The 17971-nt window shown below is 34.2% G+C and carries 13 protein-coding genes; 4 read left to right on the top strand and 9 right to left on the bottom strand.

The window, feature by feature from the left end:
• Positions 1-629 precede the first annotated feature (629 nt).
• The 8 genes from rfbD to NSQ14_RS17560 form a co-directional block, all read right to left on the bottom strand.
• Entirely contained in the window at positions 630-1478 is an 849-nt protein-coding gene (rfbD, locus tag NSQ14_RS17595; protein WP_343127108.1) for a dTDP-4-dehydrorhamnose reductase, read from the bottom strand.
• 2 nt (positions 1479-1480) lie between these two features.
• On the bottom strand, positions 1481-2503 hold the full coding sequence (gene rfbB / locus NSQ14_RS17590) for a dTDP-glucose 4,6-dehydratase (RefSeq protein ID WP_343127107.1): 1023 nt from the start codon (positions 2501-2503) through the stop codon (positions 1481-1483).
• A 252-nt stretch (positions 2504-2755) separates the two neighbouring features.
• A complete protein-coding gene (gene rfbC, locus NSQ14_RS17585; RefSeq protein WP_041845523.1) occupies positions 2756-3313 on the bottom strand; it encodes a dTDP-4-dehydrorhamnose 3,5-epimerase in 558 nt (185 codons plus the stop codon).
• An 82-nt stretch (positions 3314-3395) separates the two neighbouring features.
• A complete protein-coding gene (gene rfbA, locus NSQ14_RS17580) occupies positions 3396-4265 on the bottom strand; it encodes a glucose-1-phosphate thymidylyltransferase RfbA (RefSeq protein ID WP_346216655.1) in 870 nt (289 codons plus the stop codon).
• 135 nt (positions 4266-4400) lie between these two features.
• On the bottom strand, positions 4401-5111 hold the full coding sequence (locus NSQ14_RS17575; RefSeq protein ID WP_346216654.1) for a glycosyltransferase family 2 protein: 711 nt from the start codon (positions 5109-5111) through the stop codon (positions 4401-4403).
• Positions 5112-5116: 5 nt separating this feature from the next.
• Positions 5117-5965: a glycosyltransferase gene (locus NSQ14_RS17570; RefSeq protein WP_346216653.1), complete on the bottom strand. Its 849-nt coding sequence runs from the start codon at positions 5963-5965 to the stop codon at positions 5117-5119.
• Positions 5966-5977: 12 nt separating this feature from the next.
• On the bottom strand, positions 5978-7375 hold the full coding sequence (locus tag NSQ14_RS17565; protein WP_346216652.1) for a hypothetical protein: 1398 nt from the start codon (positions 7373-7375) through the stop codon (positions 5978-5980).
• Positions 7376-7424: 49 nt separating this feature from the next.
• Complete coding sequence (locus NSQ14_RS17560; protein WP_235370336.1) at positions 7425-8210, bottom strand: glycosyltransferase family 2 protein; 786 nt, start codon at positions 8208-8210, stop codon at positions 7425-7427.
• A gap of 671 nt (positions 8211-8881) precedes the next feature.
• Between NSQ14_RS17560 and NSQ14_RS17555 the strand changes: the two genes are divergently transcribed.
• Positions 8882-9817 (top strand): glycosyltransferase family 2 protein, encoded by a 936-nt coding sequence (locus tag NSQ14_RS17555; protein ID WP_346216651.1) that lies wholly within the window; start codon positions 8882-8884, stop codon positions 9815-9817.
• 649 nt (positions 9818-10466) lie between these two features.
• Positions 10467-11420: a glycosyltransferase family 2 protein gene (locus NSQ14_RS17550; protein WP_108898906.1), complete on the top strand. Its 954-nt coding sequence runs from the start codon at positions 10467-10469 to the stop codon at positions 11418-11420.
• A 108-nt stretch (positions 11421-11528) separates the two neighbouring features.
• Here NSQ14_RS17550 and NSQ14_RS17545 read toward each other — a convergent pair whose 3' ends face one another.
• Positions 11529-12968, bottom strand: coding sequence for an oligosaccharide flippase family protein (locus NSQ14_RS17545; protein WP_095142339.1), 1440 nt, complete (start codon positions 12966-12968; stop codon positions 11529-11531).
• Positions 12969-13439: 471 nt separating this feature from the next.
• Between NSQ14_RS17545 and NSQ14_RS17540 the strand changes: the two genes are divergently transcribed.
• Positions 13440-14165, top strand: a complete 726-nt coding sequence (locus tag NSQ14_RS17540) for an LCP family protein (RefSeq protein ID WP_346216650.1) — start codon at positions 13440-13442, stop codon at positions 14163-14165.
• A gap of 181 nt (positions 14166-14346) precedes the next feature.
• A complete protein-coding gene (locus NSQ14_RS17535) occupies positions 14347-17838 on the top strand; it encodes an SH3 domain-containing protein (RefSeq protein ID WP_346216649.1) in 3492 nt (1163 codons plus the stop codon).
• Positions 17839-17971 lie beyond the last annotated feature (133 nt).

Raw genomic sequence — 17971 nt, 5'->3', positions numbered from 1 at the left:
AAATGGCAAGAAAAAAGCGCAAAACAGTCCCATAGAACGGAGCTATGAGACAATATGCAGGGCAAGAGAGTGAAAACTGTCCCATAGGAGCAGTCAAATTAGATTCTATGGGACAAAATGGCAAGAAAAAAGCGCAAAACAGTCCCATAGAACTGCGCTATGGGACAAAATGCAGGGCAAAAGAATGAAAACTGTCCCATAGGAGCAGTCAAATTAGATTCTATGGGACAAAATGGCAAGAAAAAAGCGCAAAACAGTCTCATAGAACCACGCTCTGGGACAAAATGCAGGGTAAAAGAATGAAAATTGTCCCATAGGCGCAGCCAAAATAAATTCTATGAGACAAAATGGAGAGGAAAATGCTAAAAACAGTCTCATAGAACAACGCTATGAGACAAAATGCAGGGCAAAAGAATGAAAACTGTCCCATAGGAGATGCCAGATTGGATTCTATGGGACAGAATGCACTTTATGAAAGGAAAAAATGTCTCAGAGAAGAAGTCCTCATAATACCAAATTATCCCTTTACTGTATACTTGTACATTAATCCAAAAAAAGCTGCTCGCTTTTTCAATTGTGGTTCCTTAAACCAACACAATTACAGCGAAACAGCTTAAAATGTCATTAAATTAAATTTCCTCAATTTCTTTTAAATACGCATGTAAAGCCTCTTTCCAATCAGGCAGTGGGGTAAAACCTTGTTTTTCTAATTCAGCCTTGCTTAAAACAGAGTATTTTGGGCGTTTTGCAGGTGTTGGATATTGTTCTGTTGTTAGCGGGTTCACCTTAACCGACAAACCTGCTTGTCTAAAAATCTCCACTGCAAATTCATACCACGAGCAAACACCACTATTGGTTGCATGGTAAGTGCCGTATTTTTCCGTTTGAATCAGTTCAATGATAAATTTTGCTAAGTCCATCGTATAGGTAGGGGAGCCAACCTGGTCAGCAACAACGCCTACTTCTCCACGTTCTTTTCCCAGTCGAAGCATCGTTTTTACAAAGTTTTTCCCGTTTTTGCCGAAGACCCAGGCGGTCCGGACAATATAAAACCGATCCAAAATTTCCTTCAAAAAATTTTCTCCGGCAAGTTTTGTCCGACCATAAGCGCCAATCGGATTGGTTGGATGGTCGACCTCATACGGATCACTGGCATTTCCTTCAAACACATAGTCCGTGCTGACGAAAAGCATTTTGGCACCAATCTCCTTCGCTGCCTGTGCCAAATATTTCGTTCCTAATGCATTCACCTGATAAGCCGCCTCTTCATCATTTTCAGCGCCATCAACGTTTGTATAGGCCGCACAATGAACAATCACATCCGGCTTGACCTCTCTAATTTTCCCCTTTACAGCCTCTTCATTGGTAATATCCATTTCTTTCCGGTCGACACCGGTTACGATATGTTCCTTTGAATCTAATAATTTGACCACATCATGACCAAGTTGCCCGTTGACTCCGGTTACTAAAATATTCATAATTATTCAACCTCTAATCTATCACCATACTGTTGTTTAAAGTATTGTTGATATTCACCGGAAATAATATTTTCCCACCAGTCTTTGTTTTCCAAATACCAATCAATCGTTTCTTTAATACCACTTTCAAAGGTATGTTTCGGTTCCCAGCCAAGTTCCGTGCGAATTTTCGTTGCATCGATTGCATAACGACGATCATGGCCCGGACGATCTTTAACAAATTTAATAAGGGACTCCGGTTTTCCTAAATGTTTTAAAATCGTTTTTACAATTTCAATATTCGTATGCTCATTATTTCCGCCAATATTGTATACCTCACCGACAACCCCTTTATGAAGTACGGTATCAATAGCTTCACAATGATCTTCCACATATAACCAATCACGAACATTTAACCCGTCACCATAAACCGGTAAATCTTTATCATGCAAAGCGTTGATAATCATTAACGGAATTAATTTTTCCGGAAAATGGAATGGACCGTAATTGTTTGAACAACGAGTGATGTTCACAGGCATTCCGTATGTTTCATGATAAGCGCGAACGAGCAAGTCAGCGCCGGCTTTACTTGCACTGTACGGACTGTTTGGTGCGAGCGGAGTTTCCTCGGTAAAATAACCGGTCTCACCAAGCGTACCATATACTTCATCAGTGGAAACTTGTAAATATTTCTTCACACCGATATTTTTTGCAGCATCTAACAGCACTTGAGTCCCCTGAACATTGGTGCGAACAAAAATTCCGGGTTCAGTAATGCTTCTGTCTACGTGTGATTCTGCGGCAAAATTGATGACATAGTCAAATTTTTCTTCTGCAAAAAACCCGTTAATAAACTCATGGTCAGCAATATCACCCTTGACAAACTTGTAATTCGGTTTATTTTCTATCTCTTTTAAATTTTCAAGGTTGCCTGCATATGTTAAAAGGTCCAGGTTAACAATTTGATATTCAGGATATTTCTTCACCATGTAGCGAACAAAATTACTGCCAATAAATCCTGCTCCACCTGTTACTAATACTTTCATCATGTACCTCCTATTTTTATAAACAAAGTTCAACGTTGCTAAATGTTTGCCTTAGAAAGAATGAATCTTACGCATTTCAGTATGCTTTTACGTATTCATGCTATCTGTTTGAACTTGAAAGTGACCTATTTTCGCTAACAAGTTTCAAAGTTGCTACTACATGTCTCCGTTATTTATTTGCTCCTGAAAAACTCATTTTCACAATAAAGTCTGCAATTACGCATGAATGATTTTTTTTATCTTGATAGACATTTATTTTTCATAAACAAAGTTCAAATCTGCTTCAGCAAGTGTCGGGTGTTTCGTATCTTTGTCTGATAAAATAGGTGCAGATGTCGGCCAATCAATGCCCAATGCCGGGTCATTCCATAAAATACCGCCATCATGTTCCGGTGAATAAAATTCGTCAACTTTATAAGCAACAATACAATCAGGTACCAATGTACAAAATCCGTGGGCAAACCCTTTTGGTACCAATAATTGACGATTATTATACTCGCTCAAAATAACGCCTGTCCATTTTCCGTATGTAGGAGAACCTTTACGAATATCGACAACAACATCATAAATCGCTCCTCTTACTGCACGCACCAATTTCAGCTGGGCTTTCGGATTTAATTGGAAATGCAGACCACGGATTACCCCAACTTCACGCGACAGCGATTGGTTATCCTGCACAAAATGATAATCAAGTCCAAGTTCAGCAAAAAGTTTTTTGTTATAACTTTCCATAAAATAACCACGGTGGTCACCAAATACTTTTGGTTCAAGAATTTTAACGTCAGGGATACTTGTATCAATTATGTTCATTGAAATTACCTCGATTCTTCATCAAAAATCCAATATTTTACTGAAAAAATTCAACATTAAACAGACTAAAATTAGTAAGAAATTATCCTTGATTGGCAATCTTAATCAAATATTGTCCATATTGATTTTTCTTTAACGGTTCCGCTAACTCCAACAATTTCTCTTTATTAATATACCCCATTTTGTAGGCAATTTCTTCAAGACAAGCAATTTTTAATGTTTGTCGTTTCTCGATCGTTTCAATAAATTGCGATGCCTCAAGCAACGATTCATGGGTACCGGTATCAAGCCATGCAAAGCCACGGCCAAGCAATTCAACATTCAGCTCGCCCATTTCTAAGTATGCTTTATTTACATCTGTAATTTCAAGCTCACCGCGGGCAGATGGTTTAATATTTTTCGCAATATCAATGACACGATTATCGTAAAAATATAGGCCGGTAACTGCATAATTTGATTTCGGTTGTGCCGGTTTTTCTTCAATCGATACAGCTTTTCCGTTTTCATCAAATTCAACGACACCGAAACGTTCAGGATCATTTACATAATAGCCGAAAACCGTAGCTCCTTTTTCACGGGAGGCAGCATTTTTCAATAAATTTGTAAAACCATGTCCATAGAATATATTGTCGCCTAGCACTAAAGCAACATGATCATCACCAATAAATTGTTCACCAATCAAAAAAGCCTGAGCTAAGCCGCCCGGTTCCGGTTGCACTTCATAAGTAATGTGGACACCCAGATCCGAGCCGTTTCCAAAAATTTGCTCAAACCGACCGATATCCTGCGGCGTAGAAATAATAAGAATCTCTTTAATTCCTGCCAGCAATAAAACGGACATCGGGTAGTAAATCATCGGCTTATCATAGACAGGTAATAACTGTTTAGAAACAACTTTTGTCAGCGGGTAAAGCCTTGTTCCACTTCCCCCGGCTAAAATGATACCTTTCATTCGAATCCTCTCCTTTAATCGTCTTGATAATAGAAAGAAATTTTATAAAGAAATATATACGTTATTAACACCAATATCTATAATAAAAGAAAAGAACAGAAATGGCACTATTCTTTAAAAAAAAGATACAAAAACTTAATGTTTTTTCTTGTGTGATAGGATTGCCTGGATCGTTCCAATTCTTCCTTTTAATTGAGTGGTCAAAGATCGCCTTTTGATAGCCGTCACATTTCCGCCATGCCGAACATATTTCATCAGCGGTTCACTAATATGAACGATTTTTTTCCGCTCTATCATACAAACAAGAGCGATCCATTGATCATGCATTTCAATAGAATCCGGAAATGGTAGAATCAACGGTTTCAGCTCTTTACGAAAAGCCATCATACAGCCGGTATAAGCATTTTTAATGATGTTTCCAAATAAACCCTGTTCGATATCATTGTTATTAAATGTATTCCATGAGAGTTCGATTATTTTTAGATTGCCATCCACAACATAAGCATCATGGGTAACCAGCATAACATCCGGGTCTTGAAAGGCATTTTGTACTTTTGCGACTTTGTCGTTTTCCCAAATATCATCTTGATCAGATAGGAAAATAAAGTCTCCTTTGGCAAGTGAAATGGCTTTTTCAAAACTTTTTATCGGACCTGAATTAGTTTCATTGATATGGATTTCAACCCGGTCACCATAATGCTCCCGAATCAATTTCACAGTATTATCAGTTGATCTGTCATCAACAATTAAAATTTGATCATTCGTATCCAATTGCTTCATGATCGATTCCAATTGCCTGATTACAAAATCTTGGCCATTAAAGGTAGCCATACAAACAGATATCATTTTCATCAACCTCCTTTCAATGATAGGAGCATACGTAACGTATAAAGGGCGATTTTTTTATTTTTGACAGTTATAATCTGTTTAAGAAGTCGTTTAAAAAGTTGTTTTCGGTATTCAGAAAATAATTCACGTTTATATTTTTTATAAAAAGTGAACTCGGAATGCAAGATACTTTTGTAGCGGGTAAGTGAAATAGAATTATAATCCATAACCGATAAATCATGATGTAAATAAATATCGAGTACAAAAGTTTTATAATTTTTTGCGTAAATCTCATAAAATAACCAGTGATCTAAGTAATCCAATGGAAATTCCTCGTTAAAGCCCCCGATCTCTTTAAGGAATGCCACTCTTATTACTGCTCCGGAATTAATTGCCATTACCGGTACGGATTGGACGCCTGGTGAAGGCTGTTGTCCAGATAACGGCCGCAAACTAGAACTGTAAACAGGAGAGACCCACTGATTACCTGTTGTTATTTGTGGAACAATTGCTACTACCTTTGAGTCTACCTTGGGTAAATGAAAAATCTGGTCAACATACTCTTCTGTTACCTCTGTATCATGGTCAAACAAAATTAACCATTCACTGTTGCATTTTTTTGCTTTTTGTAAGGCATAATTATAAGCAGTTGCTATACCTAAGTTTCGTTTGTCGTGTACATAGTGAATAGATACTTGCGAGTACTTTGCCGGATCAAAATGTTGACTTTCAGGACTATTGTCGTACAAAATAAGTTCTATTATAGGAGACTCGATATCTTGTTTAGATGCAATAAAATTAATAAAAGAACGAAATGTTTTACTCGTTTCAATTTTTTGCTTATAAAAAACAATAACAGCAGTAAATTTCATTTGCAGGACCTCTTATACAGGTAATGTCTTTACTTCATCTTTTCTAATTTGGGAATAAATTAATACAATTAACATAAATCCCATTCCAATTGGGTTATTTATGAACGGATTGATATTAGTCAACAACAATACTCCCAAAAATATTGACATAAAAGAGATATCTGTTGTATTAAGAGTCTTTTGACGTTTATAAACGATATAAAAATTAATATAGACAATCATGAAAAGAAATCCCCATATACATAAACCAATTAATCCTTGTTCGACTAGGATATCAAGAAAACTCATTTCGATTCCGCTGATTCTCCCATCTATTTCCGTCCCATATCCAGTCCCAAAAATAAAGTTAACCGGATTGCTTAATAAAATATCTTTAGATGCTAATATAAAACTCATCCTTGTATTCACACTGACATCATTTACTTCTACTCTTTCTTTAGTTTGACCTTTACTTCCCTTAGAACCAAGTATCAGCTTTTCTTCCAAGCCATATTTGAGGCCTGAATTGTCTACCTGTTCATCAGCAGTATCAATTTGGAAACGTGAAAGGGTCATGGTCTGGTATAATATAGGTACAGATATGAACACAATTAATAAAATGGCTGACTTTTTCAAGAAAAATTTCGAGTTACCTAGTAATCGGATTTTTTCCTTCAAACCTTTAACCGGGTCTGTAATGATTTTAGTATCAATTAAAAGGATGGCAAGAATACTAACCATAAACGCTAATAAAAATCCTCGTGTTTCAGACCAAATAATTGATAAAGTACATAAAAATATATTAAATAGATCCACCTTAGAATGTTTTTTAGTTAATGCTGCGTTAAGTGATAAGATCAGACCAATCAATACATAAAAATGGCTTTTGTAAAAAACACTGTTACTTGGTCTGAAAAACAAATCGTCGTTCATGATTGTATTCAAAAAATTATAGTAATTATTAAAATTATTAATGAATATAGTTTTTCCTAGTAAGGTTATTGTAATTGTGAAAATTGCAACTGTAAGAGCGGAGTATTTAATAATTTTTATAATATGAGTAATCGAAAAACGGGAATTATTAATATAATAGGCCAAAGGGAAATAAATGGCTATATAGGAAACTCTTAACAAGTCAGTTATAACCGCAGAGAGCGGATGGTCGTAAATCCAACCGATAACTGCACTAATGGAACACCAACCAATCAATATATAAACACCAATTGTTACTGGTGTAAATCGAACAAATGTGTTTACTTCCTTGTTAAAAAAAGATTTTGTTTTAATTAATCGGAAAATGAAAGTGCAGAACAATAAAATATATAAAACTTGTCGGATGGATAAGATTCCAAAATCGATAAGCCTCCCGCCACCTCCGATAAACAATTCAATAAATAGTACGTTTAATAGAAATTTTTCAAATCTAGACATAAAAATGTACTCCCCCAATATGATGCTGGATTCTAATGATTTGTTTAGATTAAACCCACTTCCATCCCCATTTATTAAAGAATTTTACCATGGATTTAACAAATATTTTAAATAGCTTCCAATTTTTATGGGAACCTCTTTCATAAAAGTGAACAACAAACGAAAAAGGTGTATAAACTACCCTTCTATTCCTCTTTTTAAGCATCAGGCATAAATCCGTATCTTCAAAATACATAAAATACCGCTCATCAAATCCATTAATTTCCTTATATATGTCTCCTCGAATAAGCATAAAGCATCCAGAACCCATATTAATGTCTACAAACCTGTCTTGAGGAATATCTCTACATTCATAAGTAGCCAATCGCTTAGCAAATAATTTTTTGACAAAGTCAAACGGGATGAACCGCAATGCATAGTCAAAGACCGTTACGCGTCTACGCATGAGATGCTGAATCGATCCATCTTCATTTAAAACTTTAGGAACGAGTAATGCAATGGATTCATCATTCTCCATAACGGTTACCATATTATATAAATTTTCTTTTGTTACAATAATATCAGGGTTGAAGATCAAAAAGTATTTTTCATCAGCATTGAGTAAGTTATAATTATGACCAAAACCAAATCCGTTATTTTCATGATAAAACGTTATATTAGCAAAGTCACTATATTGTTTTAATTGGTTTCTAAATTCGTTTGAAGAATTGTTGTCGAAAACAGCGACACGAATATTAGGCTCGTTACCAATTTCTTTTTTTAGATTATCTAATACATCAAAAATATGCTTACTATTATATGTGACAATGCTGATTACCATTGTTGGATGTTCCAAATTTCCCACACTCTCTTATTTTTTATATCATTTCTGTAAAAACAATTTCATCTATGGTTGCAAACGAATGGTCGTAACTGTTTTTTAAAAGGAAGTTAATAAATCTTCAATCAGGATAAAGTCCTTATAATTTTACCCTATATGTTAAAAAAACACAAAACGCATTTTTTGTTTTAACTAATTTTACTGGATAGTCAAAAGTTCTTGTCGAAAAATTGTTGATTGAGGGCTATTTCATGTTTAATAGTTGTATCGCCATAGGCGTATTACAACTAATTGCTGTATGTTATTCGTCTCAAATGCATAGGCTGTTTGTTCGTTACGCCTCCAAGACCATCGTTTCCGAAGCGATATTTATGATTTATTTGCGCAATTCTATTTTTCGTATGCTTGCCCGTAATCCGCTTTTATCTATAAACAAAATAATTTAAACCAAGCAATTCAATGATTACGACGGTATTCACTGGCTTCTCCAAGCTGAAAACTTTTGACTGTCAAGTAATTTTGGAGCCAAATTAAAAAACACACATTGTTAGTAAACCCACAATTGGTAAAGTCATTAAGGGTTTACTTCTCTATAACTATATATAAATTAACTTCAATATGGTATAATTTCAAGGGTAAATTACTAACAATCCTTGATATGTATAAAATTAAAAAGGGTGTTTATTGTGAGTCAAAATGAATTAGTTAGTGTTATTATCCCAACTTATAACCGTGCAAATTTAATTCTGCAAGCTGTGAAAAGTGTTTTAAATCAAACTTATAAGAACTTCGAAATCATTATTGTCGATGATGGGTCGAGTGATAATACGGAAGATGTTATCAACGTAATACACGATAATCGAATCCGTTATATTAAACATGCGATAAATAAAGGAGCATCAGCTGCCAGGAACACAGGAATTAGAGAGGCTAAGGGAAAATATATCGCTTTTCAGGACAGTGACGATCATTGGCTTCCTGATAAATTAGAAAAACAGGTAAAGCGTATTGAAAATACCCCGGATCATGTCGGTGCGGTTTTTGGGGGTTATTGGATTATCGGAAAAGGAAATGAAAAAAGATATTTTCCTGAGCAAGTAATTAAAGATGGTAATATTTTTCATACATTATTAAAAGGAAATGTTGTAGGAATGCCGGTGGTTATGATCAAAAAGATTTGTTTTGATAAAGTAGGATATTTTAACGAAACACTTCCGGCACTAGAAGATTGGGAGCTCTTATTAAGAATATCGAGGGACTATGAATTCTTGTATATCAATGAACCTCTTGTAACAGTATATGAAACTGAAAACAGTATCTCCATGCATATGGAAAATACTGTCAAAGCTTGGAAGTACATATTTGATAAATATCTGGACATAATTTCTGAAGACCATACAACTTTAGCCCTTCACTATTATACGTTAGGAAAATATTTAATTCGAAGTGGTAATTTTTCCGGAGGGAGGAAATTGATTTTTAAGGCTGTAAAGACTAATCCACGAAATTACAAATACTTAATTGAGTCTTCAATGTTAATGTTAGGAAGGAGAGTGTATTCTAGCCAATTTATATGGAAAGGGATTAATAAAATCAATAGATGGAGAAAAAGCAAATCTTAAATTATATATTAAATATTGGGAATTAATAGGTATACGGACTATATTTAAAAAGAATGAGTTTCCTGTTGCTAATTCTTTTTGTAATAAAAGATGAACTTTTTAAACAAAAAATTTTAGCAAGAAGAGCAATATAACTAGGTAATTATCGAAAGGGAGGAAGTAAACATGGATTTAAAAGAAAGAAAGCAGATTAATATATCAAATATATAATTCTTTATATGTTTTATATTCCCTACATTTTACGGTAACGCTTATGGGAGACGATTTCTTTTTTGCAGAAGTATCTGATAAGTAAAAAACTCTGACCAAAAGATATTTACTTTAATTACTATATTTGCTTCCTTCTGTACGCTAATAATTATGTTTTTCTCACCAACAATATACGCTTCAGGTAACAAGGTTTTTTCCGTTTTTGCAATAATCATTTCTTTAAATATGCTAAATATTATTTATGAAAATAAACTTATAATAAATAAATTTCTAATTTTTCTATATTCTTGTATGCCGATGATAAATCTTTTTAAAGTGATATTTATTTGGATAAATGTTGGCTTTCGCTTTTTATAGAAATGTGTACTTGACAAAGGCTATCTCGGTAATTAACAATAATTTTAGTTAATAATGAATATGAGCTTCCGGAGATGAAAAAATGTTAGCTTTCGTAATACTAAATTACAATACGTGGGAAGAAACGTTAAAATGTGTTGGTTCCATATTTGAAACATGTAAGCAAGAATATAAAATCTATATTGTTGATAATGGATCAAAGAATAAATCATACCAGAGGCTTAAAGAACAATATGAAAATAATGGGAAGGTTAAGTTGATACAATCGGAAAATTATGGTTATGCCATTGGAAACAATATCGGTATACGCGAGGCAATAAGGGATGGATTCGACATCGTCACGATTGTTAACAATGATGTAATATTTTTGGATGATAGTATCAATAATATGTATTCGTTTCTTGTCAATAATCCGGATGCTGCAGTTGCTGCTCCGTATATATTATCGCCAAACGGGGAATTTCAAAACGTACCGACATTAAAACCGATGAGTAAGAAAAATTACTTTTTGTACAATACTCGAATTCAATTATTAACTTCGAAAAACAGTAGATTGAAATTTCGAAGGAAACTTTATTTATCAGGTGAATCCATAAAGGAAGAGCCAATTTTAATCCATAAATTTTCCGGCTGCTGTTTTATGGCAAAAAGTAAGATGTTGGAACAGGTTGGTCTGTTTGATGAAAATACTTTTTTGTATTATGAAGAAGACATTCTCTGTTTTAAAATGAAAAGTCATGGTTATAAAGTGTACTTTTTACCGAATGCAAAAATAGTTCATTACCATGGCCTAACTACCGGAAAAGTAAACCTATTTGTAGATACAGAAATGTTGAAAAGTGAAATGTATTTATTGGTGAAATATTATAAAATGAATATTTTTGGTCTATTTTTTATTTATTTTGATCGGGCAATAACACCATTAATCAGTAAACTTAAACATAAATACGACATACCTTTTAGTGAATATACTCGTTTTTTAAGTGAAACATATGAGCATTTTATGAAGTGGTACAGAACTGAAAGAAAAACATAAGAGTCATTATAGATCAAATAGAAAAAACGGTCAGAGATAAATTCTTTGACCGTTTTCACTACAAAGAATAATTTATAATATGAACAGATATACGTCACTCAACGCAGATTATTTACTTCGCCGCATCTGCCTTTGTTTTAAAACGGTAAATATTTTCATTATAAATGAATCTTTTATTAATACTAGGCCGATAAAATATACAGCAGCACCAATAAGTAATTGTACAAAAGTTAATAGGACAGCGGGGAAATTAAAAATTTTACCTGAAACCCAAACAGAAAGGAATAAAATAACTGCTAATAATCCGTACTTGAATATCATTTTAAAGAATTTCCTAAAACTAAAATAATTTCTTGTAAAATAGAGCTGTAATAGTGCTCCGGTTGCCTCGGCAGTCAACAATGCGATTGCAGTGGCTGTGCTCGCAAGTGAACCGATCAAAAGAACGTTTACGATTAGTGCTATTACCGCACCTGTTGTAACTGCAATGGTATATTTATTTTGTTGATTTGTTCCGATTAATATTTGAATCCCAAATACATTTGCTAAACCGACAAAAAAGATAACCGGACTCATAATGGTTAATAGTTGGACGACTGGATAAAAACCTTCACCTAAAAACCAGGACACAAGATTTGGTGCAATGCCCATCATCCCAAGAGTCATCGGTAATGTAATCAATAAAACAAACTGTAAAGAAAAATCCACATACTTTTCCATTTCTTCTTTATTCCCTCGGGAAAATTCCGAAGCCATCCTCGGCAACATGACAGAACCTAGTGATGAAATAACACCTAAAGCGAGCGCGATAATTTTATAGGCTTGATTAAAAAAGCCAACCTCAACTTCTCCAGATATATTTCCAAGGATAATTTTGTTCACCAACGAATAAACTTGGATCATGATTTGTGGTAAAAACAGGACCAAAATAGGTTTGGTGTGATGTACAACGTCTTTGAAAGTTATTTTAACCAAAGATATCTCTCTGAACAATGGAATCCACATAACAAGTTGTCCCAGAAATAGGGTTCCTGCATTGATGGCAATATACACATTCAAATCATTATAATCCTTTACAAACGAAAAAATAAGGATGATACCTGTGATTTTTACAAGCATATTACGAATAGAAACTCTTTTAATTTGCTCTTTGCCGAAAAAATACCAAGAAATATCAATACTGTAAGCTAATAATGTAAAAATGTGTATGAAAAATAGAGCTTTATACTGTGCATATAAGCTGGTGAATCCTAGATAAACAATTATGTTCAAAGCAGACATGAAAAGTTGAAAAGAAAAAATCGACCAAAATTCTTTTGAAACTTGTGTTTGATTTTGTTTAGAAGCGATTTGTCTGCTGCCGTATAATGGTAAATTCAATGTAATAAAAACAGTAAATAATTGAACCATTGATGTTACATAAGCATCAATTCCAATTCCTTCCGGTTTAAGGATTCGTGAGACATATGGTGTTGTTATAAAAGGTGTAATCAATAATAGTAACTGGTACATAACTGTAAATAAGTAATTGGATAATAATTTTTTCATATTGTATTTTCATACCTTCTTTAAATGTATTTGATTTAATTTTGAAATTGGATTTAAACTTTATATTTTATGTAGATTGGTTATATAGATGTACTTTTATATTGTACAAACATTTCTTTACTTATAAAAGCAATAAATAAAATTATTTCATACACAAACATATGCTAAATGCTAAAATAAATTTGTTAAAATTTTTTTGATGTTTAGGGTGATGAAATTGTCACAAGATATGGAAGGAAGAATAAGAGTCCGAAAAAAAAGAAAAAGAAGGCGGCTGAGAAAATGGGTCAAAATAACATTGACGCTCCTTTTTTTAATAACAGCAGCTACAATAACTTATATATTTTCGATTTACAACCATGCTAAAACAACAGTCACTGAAGAAATGAATATAAATCTTAATTCAATCGATGACAAAAAACAAAATCAAAGATTGAAAATAAAGAAATAATTAATGTACTGCTCCTCGGTGTGGACGAACGTCAAGAGGTTGAAGGTTCACGCTCTGATACAATTATATTGATGTCTTTAGATCCTAAAAAGGAAAAACTGACAATGGTCAGTATCCCTCGTGATACAAGGACAGTTATGGCAAAAAAGGGAAAAAAAGATAAAATAAACGCTGCATTTTCGTATGGTGGGCCGGATATGGCTATTGAAACTGTGGAAAACTTTTTGGATATTGATTTAGATTATTATGTCCAAATCAATATGGAGGGGTTAGCTGATCTAGTTGATGCTATTGGAGGTATTAGCGTTAATAATGAAATCGAATGGTATGATGAGGGATTTTATAAACAAGGGTATCATTTCAAAAAGGGGAAAATTCAATTAGATGGAGCTAAGACCATTGGTTATGTGCGAATGAGACATCTTGATCCAACTGGTGATTTTGGCCGAACTGAAAGACAACGAAAAGTTATACGTGCAATTATTGACAAAGGCACAAGTTTTGCAACAGTGACAAAAATTAATGGACTAATTGATGTTCTAGGGAAAAACATGATAACAAATATTAAATTTAATGAGATAAAAAAGTTAATTGTTAACTATAAAAATGTAGTAAATAATATCAATGGTTACATGGTTCAGGGTGAAGATGATACTATTAATGGAGTATATTATTACATTGTTTCTGATGAAGAAGTAAGTAAAGTTCAGGATATGGTAACCGGTGGTAGAAGTAAAAAATCTTAATCAAAAGAATGGGTATAAATAGATTATGAGAAAATAAGCATTTAGGACTAGGAAATTGTAATGATTTTTATGTGTCCAATATTACCAAATATGGTAAAATAGCATTATCATACATGAAAGATAGATTAGTAATTTAGTCTATCTCTCATGACCATTTATATTAAGGGGGGATATAGAAAGATTGGTTAAACTAAAAAAAATCTTAATATTATTTAGTGCACTGCTTATGTGCCTTTCCTTTGTTTCGAATGGGATCATCGCTAATGCTGTTGAAAATGCTGGTCCCACAAGCACGGGAGATTCGCCAAGTTACTACGACATCTATTATAATGGTGAAGAACAGAAAGTTATCATTAATGAGTATGTAACTTTGACACTGTTAGGTTGGGCGGATGAATCCAAAACAACTGTGAGTGGAGAAGTTGATATTCATTCCAATTCTATTCATCAAAAAGAAGAGATTATCTTGGAAGTAACTGGTGAATTGAAGGAGATTTCTATTCCAGGCCAAGATGGATTTTTTTACAAATTATCACCGGAAGATTTCTTGAAAGTTAACAAAGTCACAACTGTCGCTAAAAACGAAAATGGAACTTTCATTGAGAAAGTTGAGACTATTGGTGAAAATGGCACTATTACTGGAGAATCTCAATTAACCTACTATTCAACGGATGAACAGAATCAAAAGGTTGCTATAACAAAAGATGAATATGATTCTATAAATACAATCGAATCACCCGATAATAGTAGTACAGTTGAAAAATCTCCAACAGCTAAACAACAATCGAGTGCATTAACCACTTTTAGTGCAACAGCAGTGACGCCAACTTTAAAATATGCTACTCATGTCCAAGATATTGGTTGGCAAGAACCTGTTTCCAGTGGAATTGCAGGTACCGTGGGAAAAGCAAAACAAGTTGAAGCCGTTACAATCTCTTTAGAAAATGCTACCGGCGGAATTAAGTACAAGTCTCATGTTCAAGATATAGGCTGGCAAGATTATGTTTCTGATGGAAAAATCAGTGGTACGACAGGTAAAAATAAACAAATTGAATCTGTTCAAATTGAATTGACCGGTGATATTGCTAATCAATACGATATTTATTATCGAGTTCACGTTCAGGACTATGGCTGGTTAGATTGGGCGAAAAATGGTGAAGCTGCTGGGACGCAAGGTCTAGCTAAACAAGTGGAAGCAATTGAGATGAAACTTGTAAAAAAAGGTGAGGCACCTCCTGGATCAACAACAAGACCGTTCATAAATAATTTGGCCGTTACCTACTCCACCCATGTACAAGACTATGGCTGGATGAATTCTGTCTCGAATGGTGTAACCAGTGGAAAGATTGGGAAACAGATCGAAGCGATTAAAATCTCATTAAAAAATTCTCCGTACTCAGGTGGAATCTCTTATAAGTCCCACGTTCAAGATATAGGTTGGCAAGACTTTGTTTCAAATGGTACCGTAAGTGGGACAACTGGAAAGAACAAACAAGTAGAAGCCGTTCAAATCAAGCTGATGGATGAAATGGCAAACCGTTTCGATATTTATTATCGTGTTTATTCTGAATCATACGGTTGGTTAGGTTGGGCAAAGAATGGTGAAGCTGCCGGTACACAAGGAATGAATAAACAAGTAGAAGCGATTGAAGTTGTCCTTGTGAATAAAGGTGGAGCAGCACCGGGTTCTACAGAAAAGCCGTTCCTAACAAAACCATCGATTACCTATTCCACCCATGTACAAGATTATGGCTGGATGAATGAAGTGAAAGATGGTGCCATGAGCGGAACCCAAGGAAAAGCGAAGCAAGTAGAAGCTATAAAGATTTCGCTGAAAAACACAGCTTATGCAGGTGGTGTCTCCTATAAGACATTTGTGCAAGATATAGGCTGGCAAAATTTAGTTGCTGATGGAAATATAAGTGGAACAACCGGTCAAAATAAACAAGTAGAGGCTATTCAAATTAGCTTAACCGGTGAAATGGCTCAGAAATACGATGTTTATTATCGTGTACATGCCGAAACGTTTGGTTGGTTAGGTTGGGCAAAAAATGGTGCGCCTGCTGGTACTGAAGGTCTTGGCAAACAAGTGGAAGCTATTGAGATTGTTTTAGTAGAAAAAGGAAAGGCAGCACCAGGCTCAACAGAAAAACCATTCCTTGCACAGCCTTCGGTCTCTTATTCCACATATGTGGAAAGTAACGGGTGGATGAAACCTGTATCAAATGGTGCAACTAGTGGAACACAGGGACAAAATAAACAAGTAGAAGCCATAAAAATTAGTTTGCAAAACTCCCCTTTTAGCGGAAATATTGTCTATTCAGCACATTTGCAAGATTACGGCTGGTTAAATAATGTTTTAAACGGTGCCGAATCAGGAAATGCTGGAAAAGGTAAGCAGATGGAAGCTATAAAAATTCAATTATCCGGTGAAATAGCAAACTACTACGATGTTTATTACCGTGTCCACGTCCAAGATTATGGCTGGTTAGGCTGGGCAAAAAATGGAATGAAGGCTGGCACCAGTGGACTTTCAAAACAAGTAGAAGCTGTTGAAATTAAGTTAGTAACAAAAGGAACTGGTGAACCTGTTAGCGAATCAGAATCATTTAAATCGAAAAATATTTCCCATACTAGTTATAATCTAACACTGAACAATGCAATTAACGTGCAAATGAAAGTTAATCCACAAACGGATAAACAATATGCATACGTTGATAAAACCTATATAAAAGATAATAAAGTAATCAATATTGAGCCTAATTCCCACCTGAATGTTCGTTCAGGTCCTGGAGTTTCTTATGCTGCAATAGGAAAATTGAAAAATGGTGACTCTGTTAAGATTATTGCAGAAGTGAATGAGTGGTATGCGATTGAGTTTAAACATCGTACTTGGGTTACTGCAACCCCTGCAGATGTTGGGTACTATTTAAATCCGAGCAACTTTGCTGAAGGAACAACTGAATACTTTCAATTTCTCAAACTATCAAATACTGCGAACTTGGATGCTAATGAAATAAATACAAAAATATTAAATGGAAAAGGAATTTTAAGTGGTAGAGCTGATGCGTTTATTACAGCTGGAAAAAAATATAATGTAAATGAAGTCTACTTAATATCCCATGCATTGTTAGAAACAGGGCAAGGAAATTCTAATTTGTCCAATGGTAATATAGAAGTTGGTCAACTCTATTATGATTCGAAAACAGGTGCTGGAAAATGGGTATCATTCCAACCATCAAAAACTTATATAGCAGAATATAAGGATTTTGATGGTAATGGAACGATGGAATGGAAATATACAGAAGCTACTAATTTTGATAGAAGTCAAGCAGCAAATATTAAAAAAATCTATAATATGTATGGAATTGGTGCAGTGGATTCAGCACCGGATACAAGAGGTTCAATAAAAGCTTATCAAGAAGGCTGGTTTGACCCTAACACTGCAATCATAGAAGGTGCAAATTTTATTGCTGCTAGCTATATTCACGCAGGTCAAGATACTCTATATGAGATGAGATGGAACCCGCAAGCTATGGCAGCAAATAATTATCCATCACATCAATATGCTACAGATATTGGCTGGGCTGTAAAACAAACTTATCGAATAAAACAAATTTATGATCAACTAGTTAATTTTACACTCGTATTCGATGTTCCAAAATATAAATAATATAATCATTATTAAGTAGTACAACCAAAATGTTCTGTACTACTTTTTTTATTTTAAACAACGAATGCCAGTTTGTTTCAGACGGAATAGATACACCTAATTAATAGGTCTATTTTATTAGGAAATTTATAGT

Source organism: Caldifermentibacillus hisashii (assembly GCF_039654145.1).
Taxonomy (GTDB): Bacteria; Bacillota; Bacilli; order Bacillales; family Caldibacillaceae; genus Caldifermentibacillus; species Caldifermentibacillus hisashii.
The sequence above is the reverse complement of the archived record's forward strand: the minus strand, read 5'-3'. Positions and strand labels throughout refer to the sequence as shown.

Bases quoted from the DNA above. Each gene is read 5' to 3' on its own strand.
- rfbB (WP_343127107.1), bottom strand. From the start codon at position 2,503: ATGAAAGTATTAGTAACAGGTGGAGCAGGATTTATTGGCAGTAATTTT.
- NSQ14_RS17570 (WP_346216653.1), bottom strand. From the start codon at position 5,965: ATGAAATTTACTGCTGTTATTGTTTTTTATAAGCAAAAAATTGAAACG.
- rfbC (WP_041845523.1), bottom strand. From the start codon at position 3,313: ATGAACATAATTGATACAAGTATCCCTGACGTTAAAATTCTTGAACCA.
- rfbD (WP_343127108.1), bottom strand. From the start codon at position 1,478: ATGAATATTTTAGTAACCGGAGTCAACGGGCAACTTGGTCATGATGTG.
- rfbA (WP_346216655.1), bottom strand. From the start codon at position 4,265: ATGAAAGGTATCATTTTAGCCGGGGGAAGTGGAACAAGGCTTTACCCG.
- NSQ14_RS17565 (WP_346216652.1), bottom strand. From the start codon at position 7,375: ATGTCTAGATTTGAAAAATTTCTATTAAACGTACTATTTATTGAATTG.
- NSQ14_RS17545 (WP_095142339.1), bottom strand. From the start codon at position 12,968: ATGAAAAAATTATTATCCAATTACTTATTTACAGTTATGTACCAGTTA.
- NSQ14_RS17550 (WP_108898906.1), top strand. From the start codon at position 10,467: ATGTTAGCTTTCGTAATACTAAATTACAATACGTGGGAAGAAACGTTA.
- NSQ14_RS17575 (WP_346216654.1), bottom strand. From the start codon at position 5,111: ATGATATCTGTTTGTATGGCTACCTTTAATGGCCAAGATTTTGTAATC.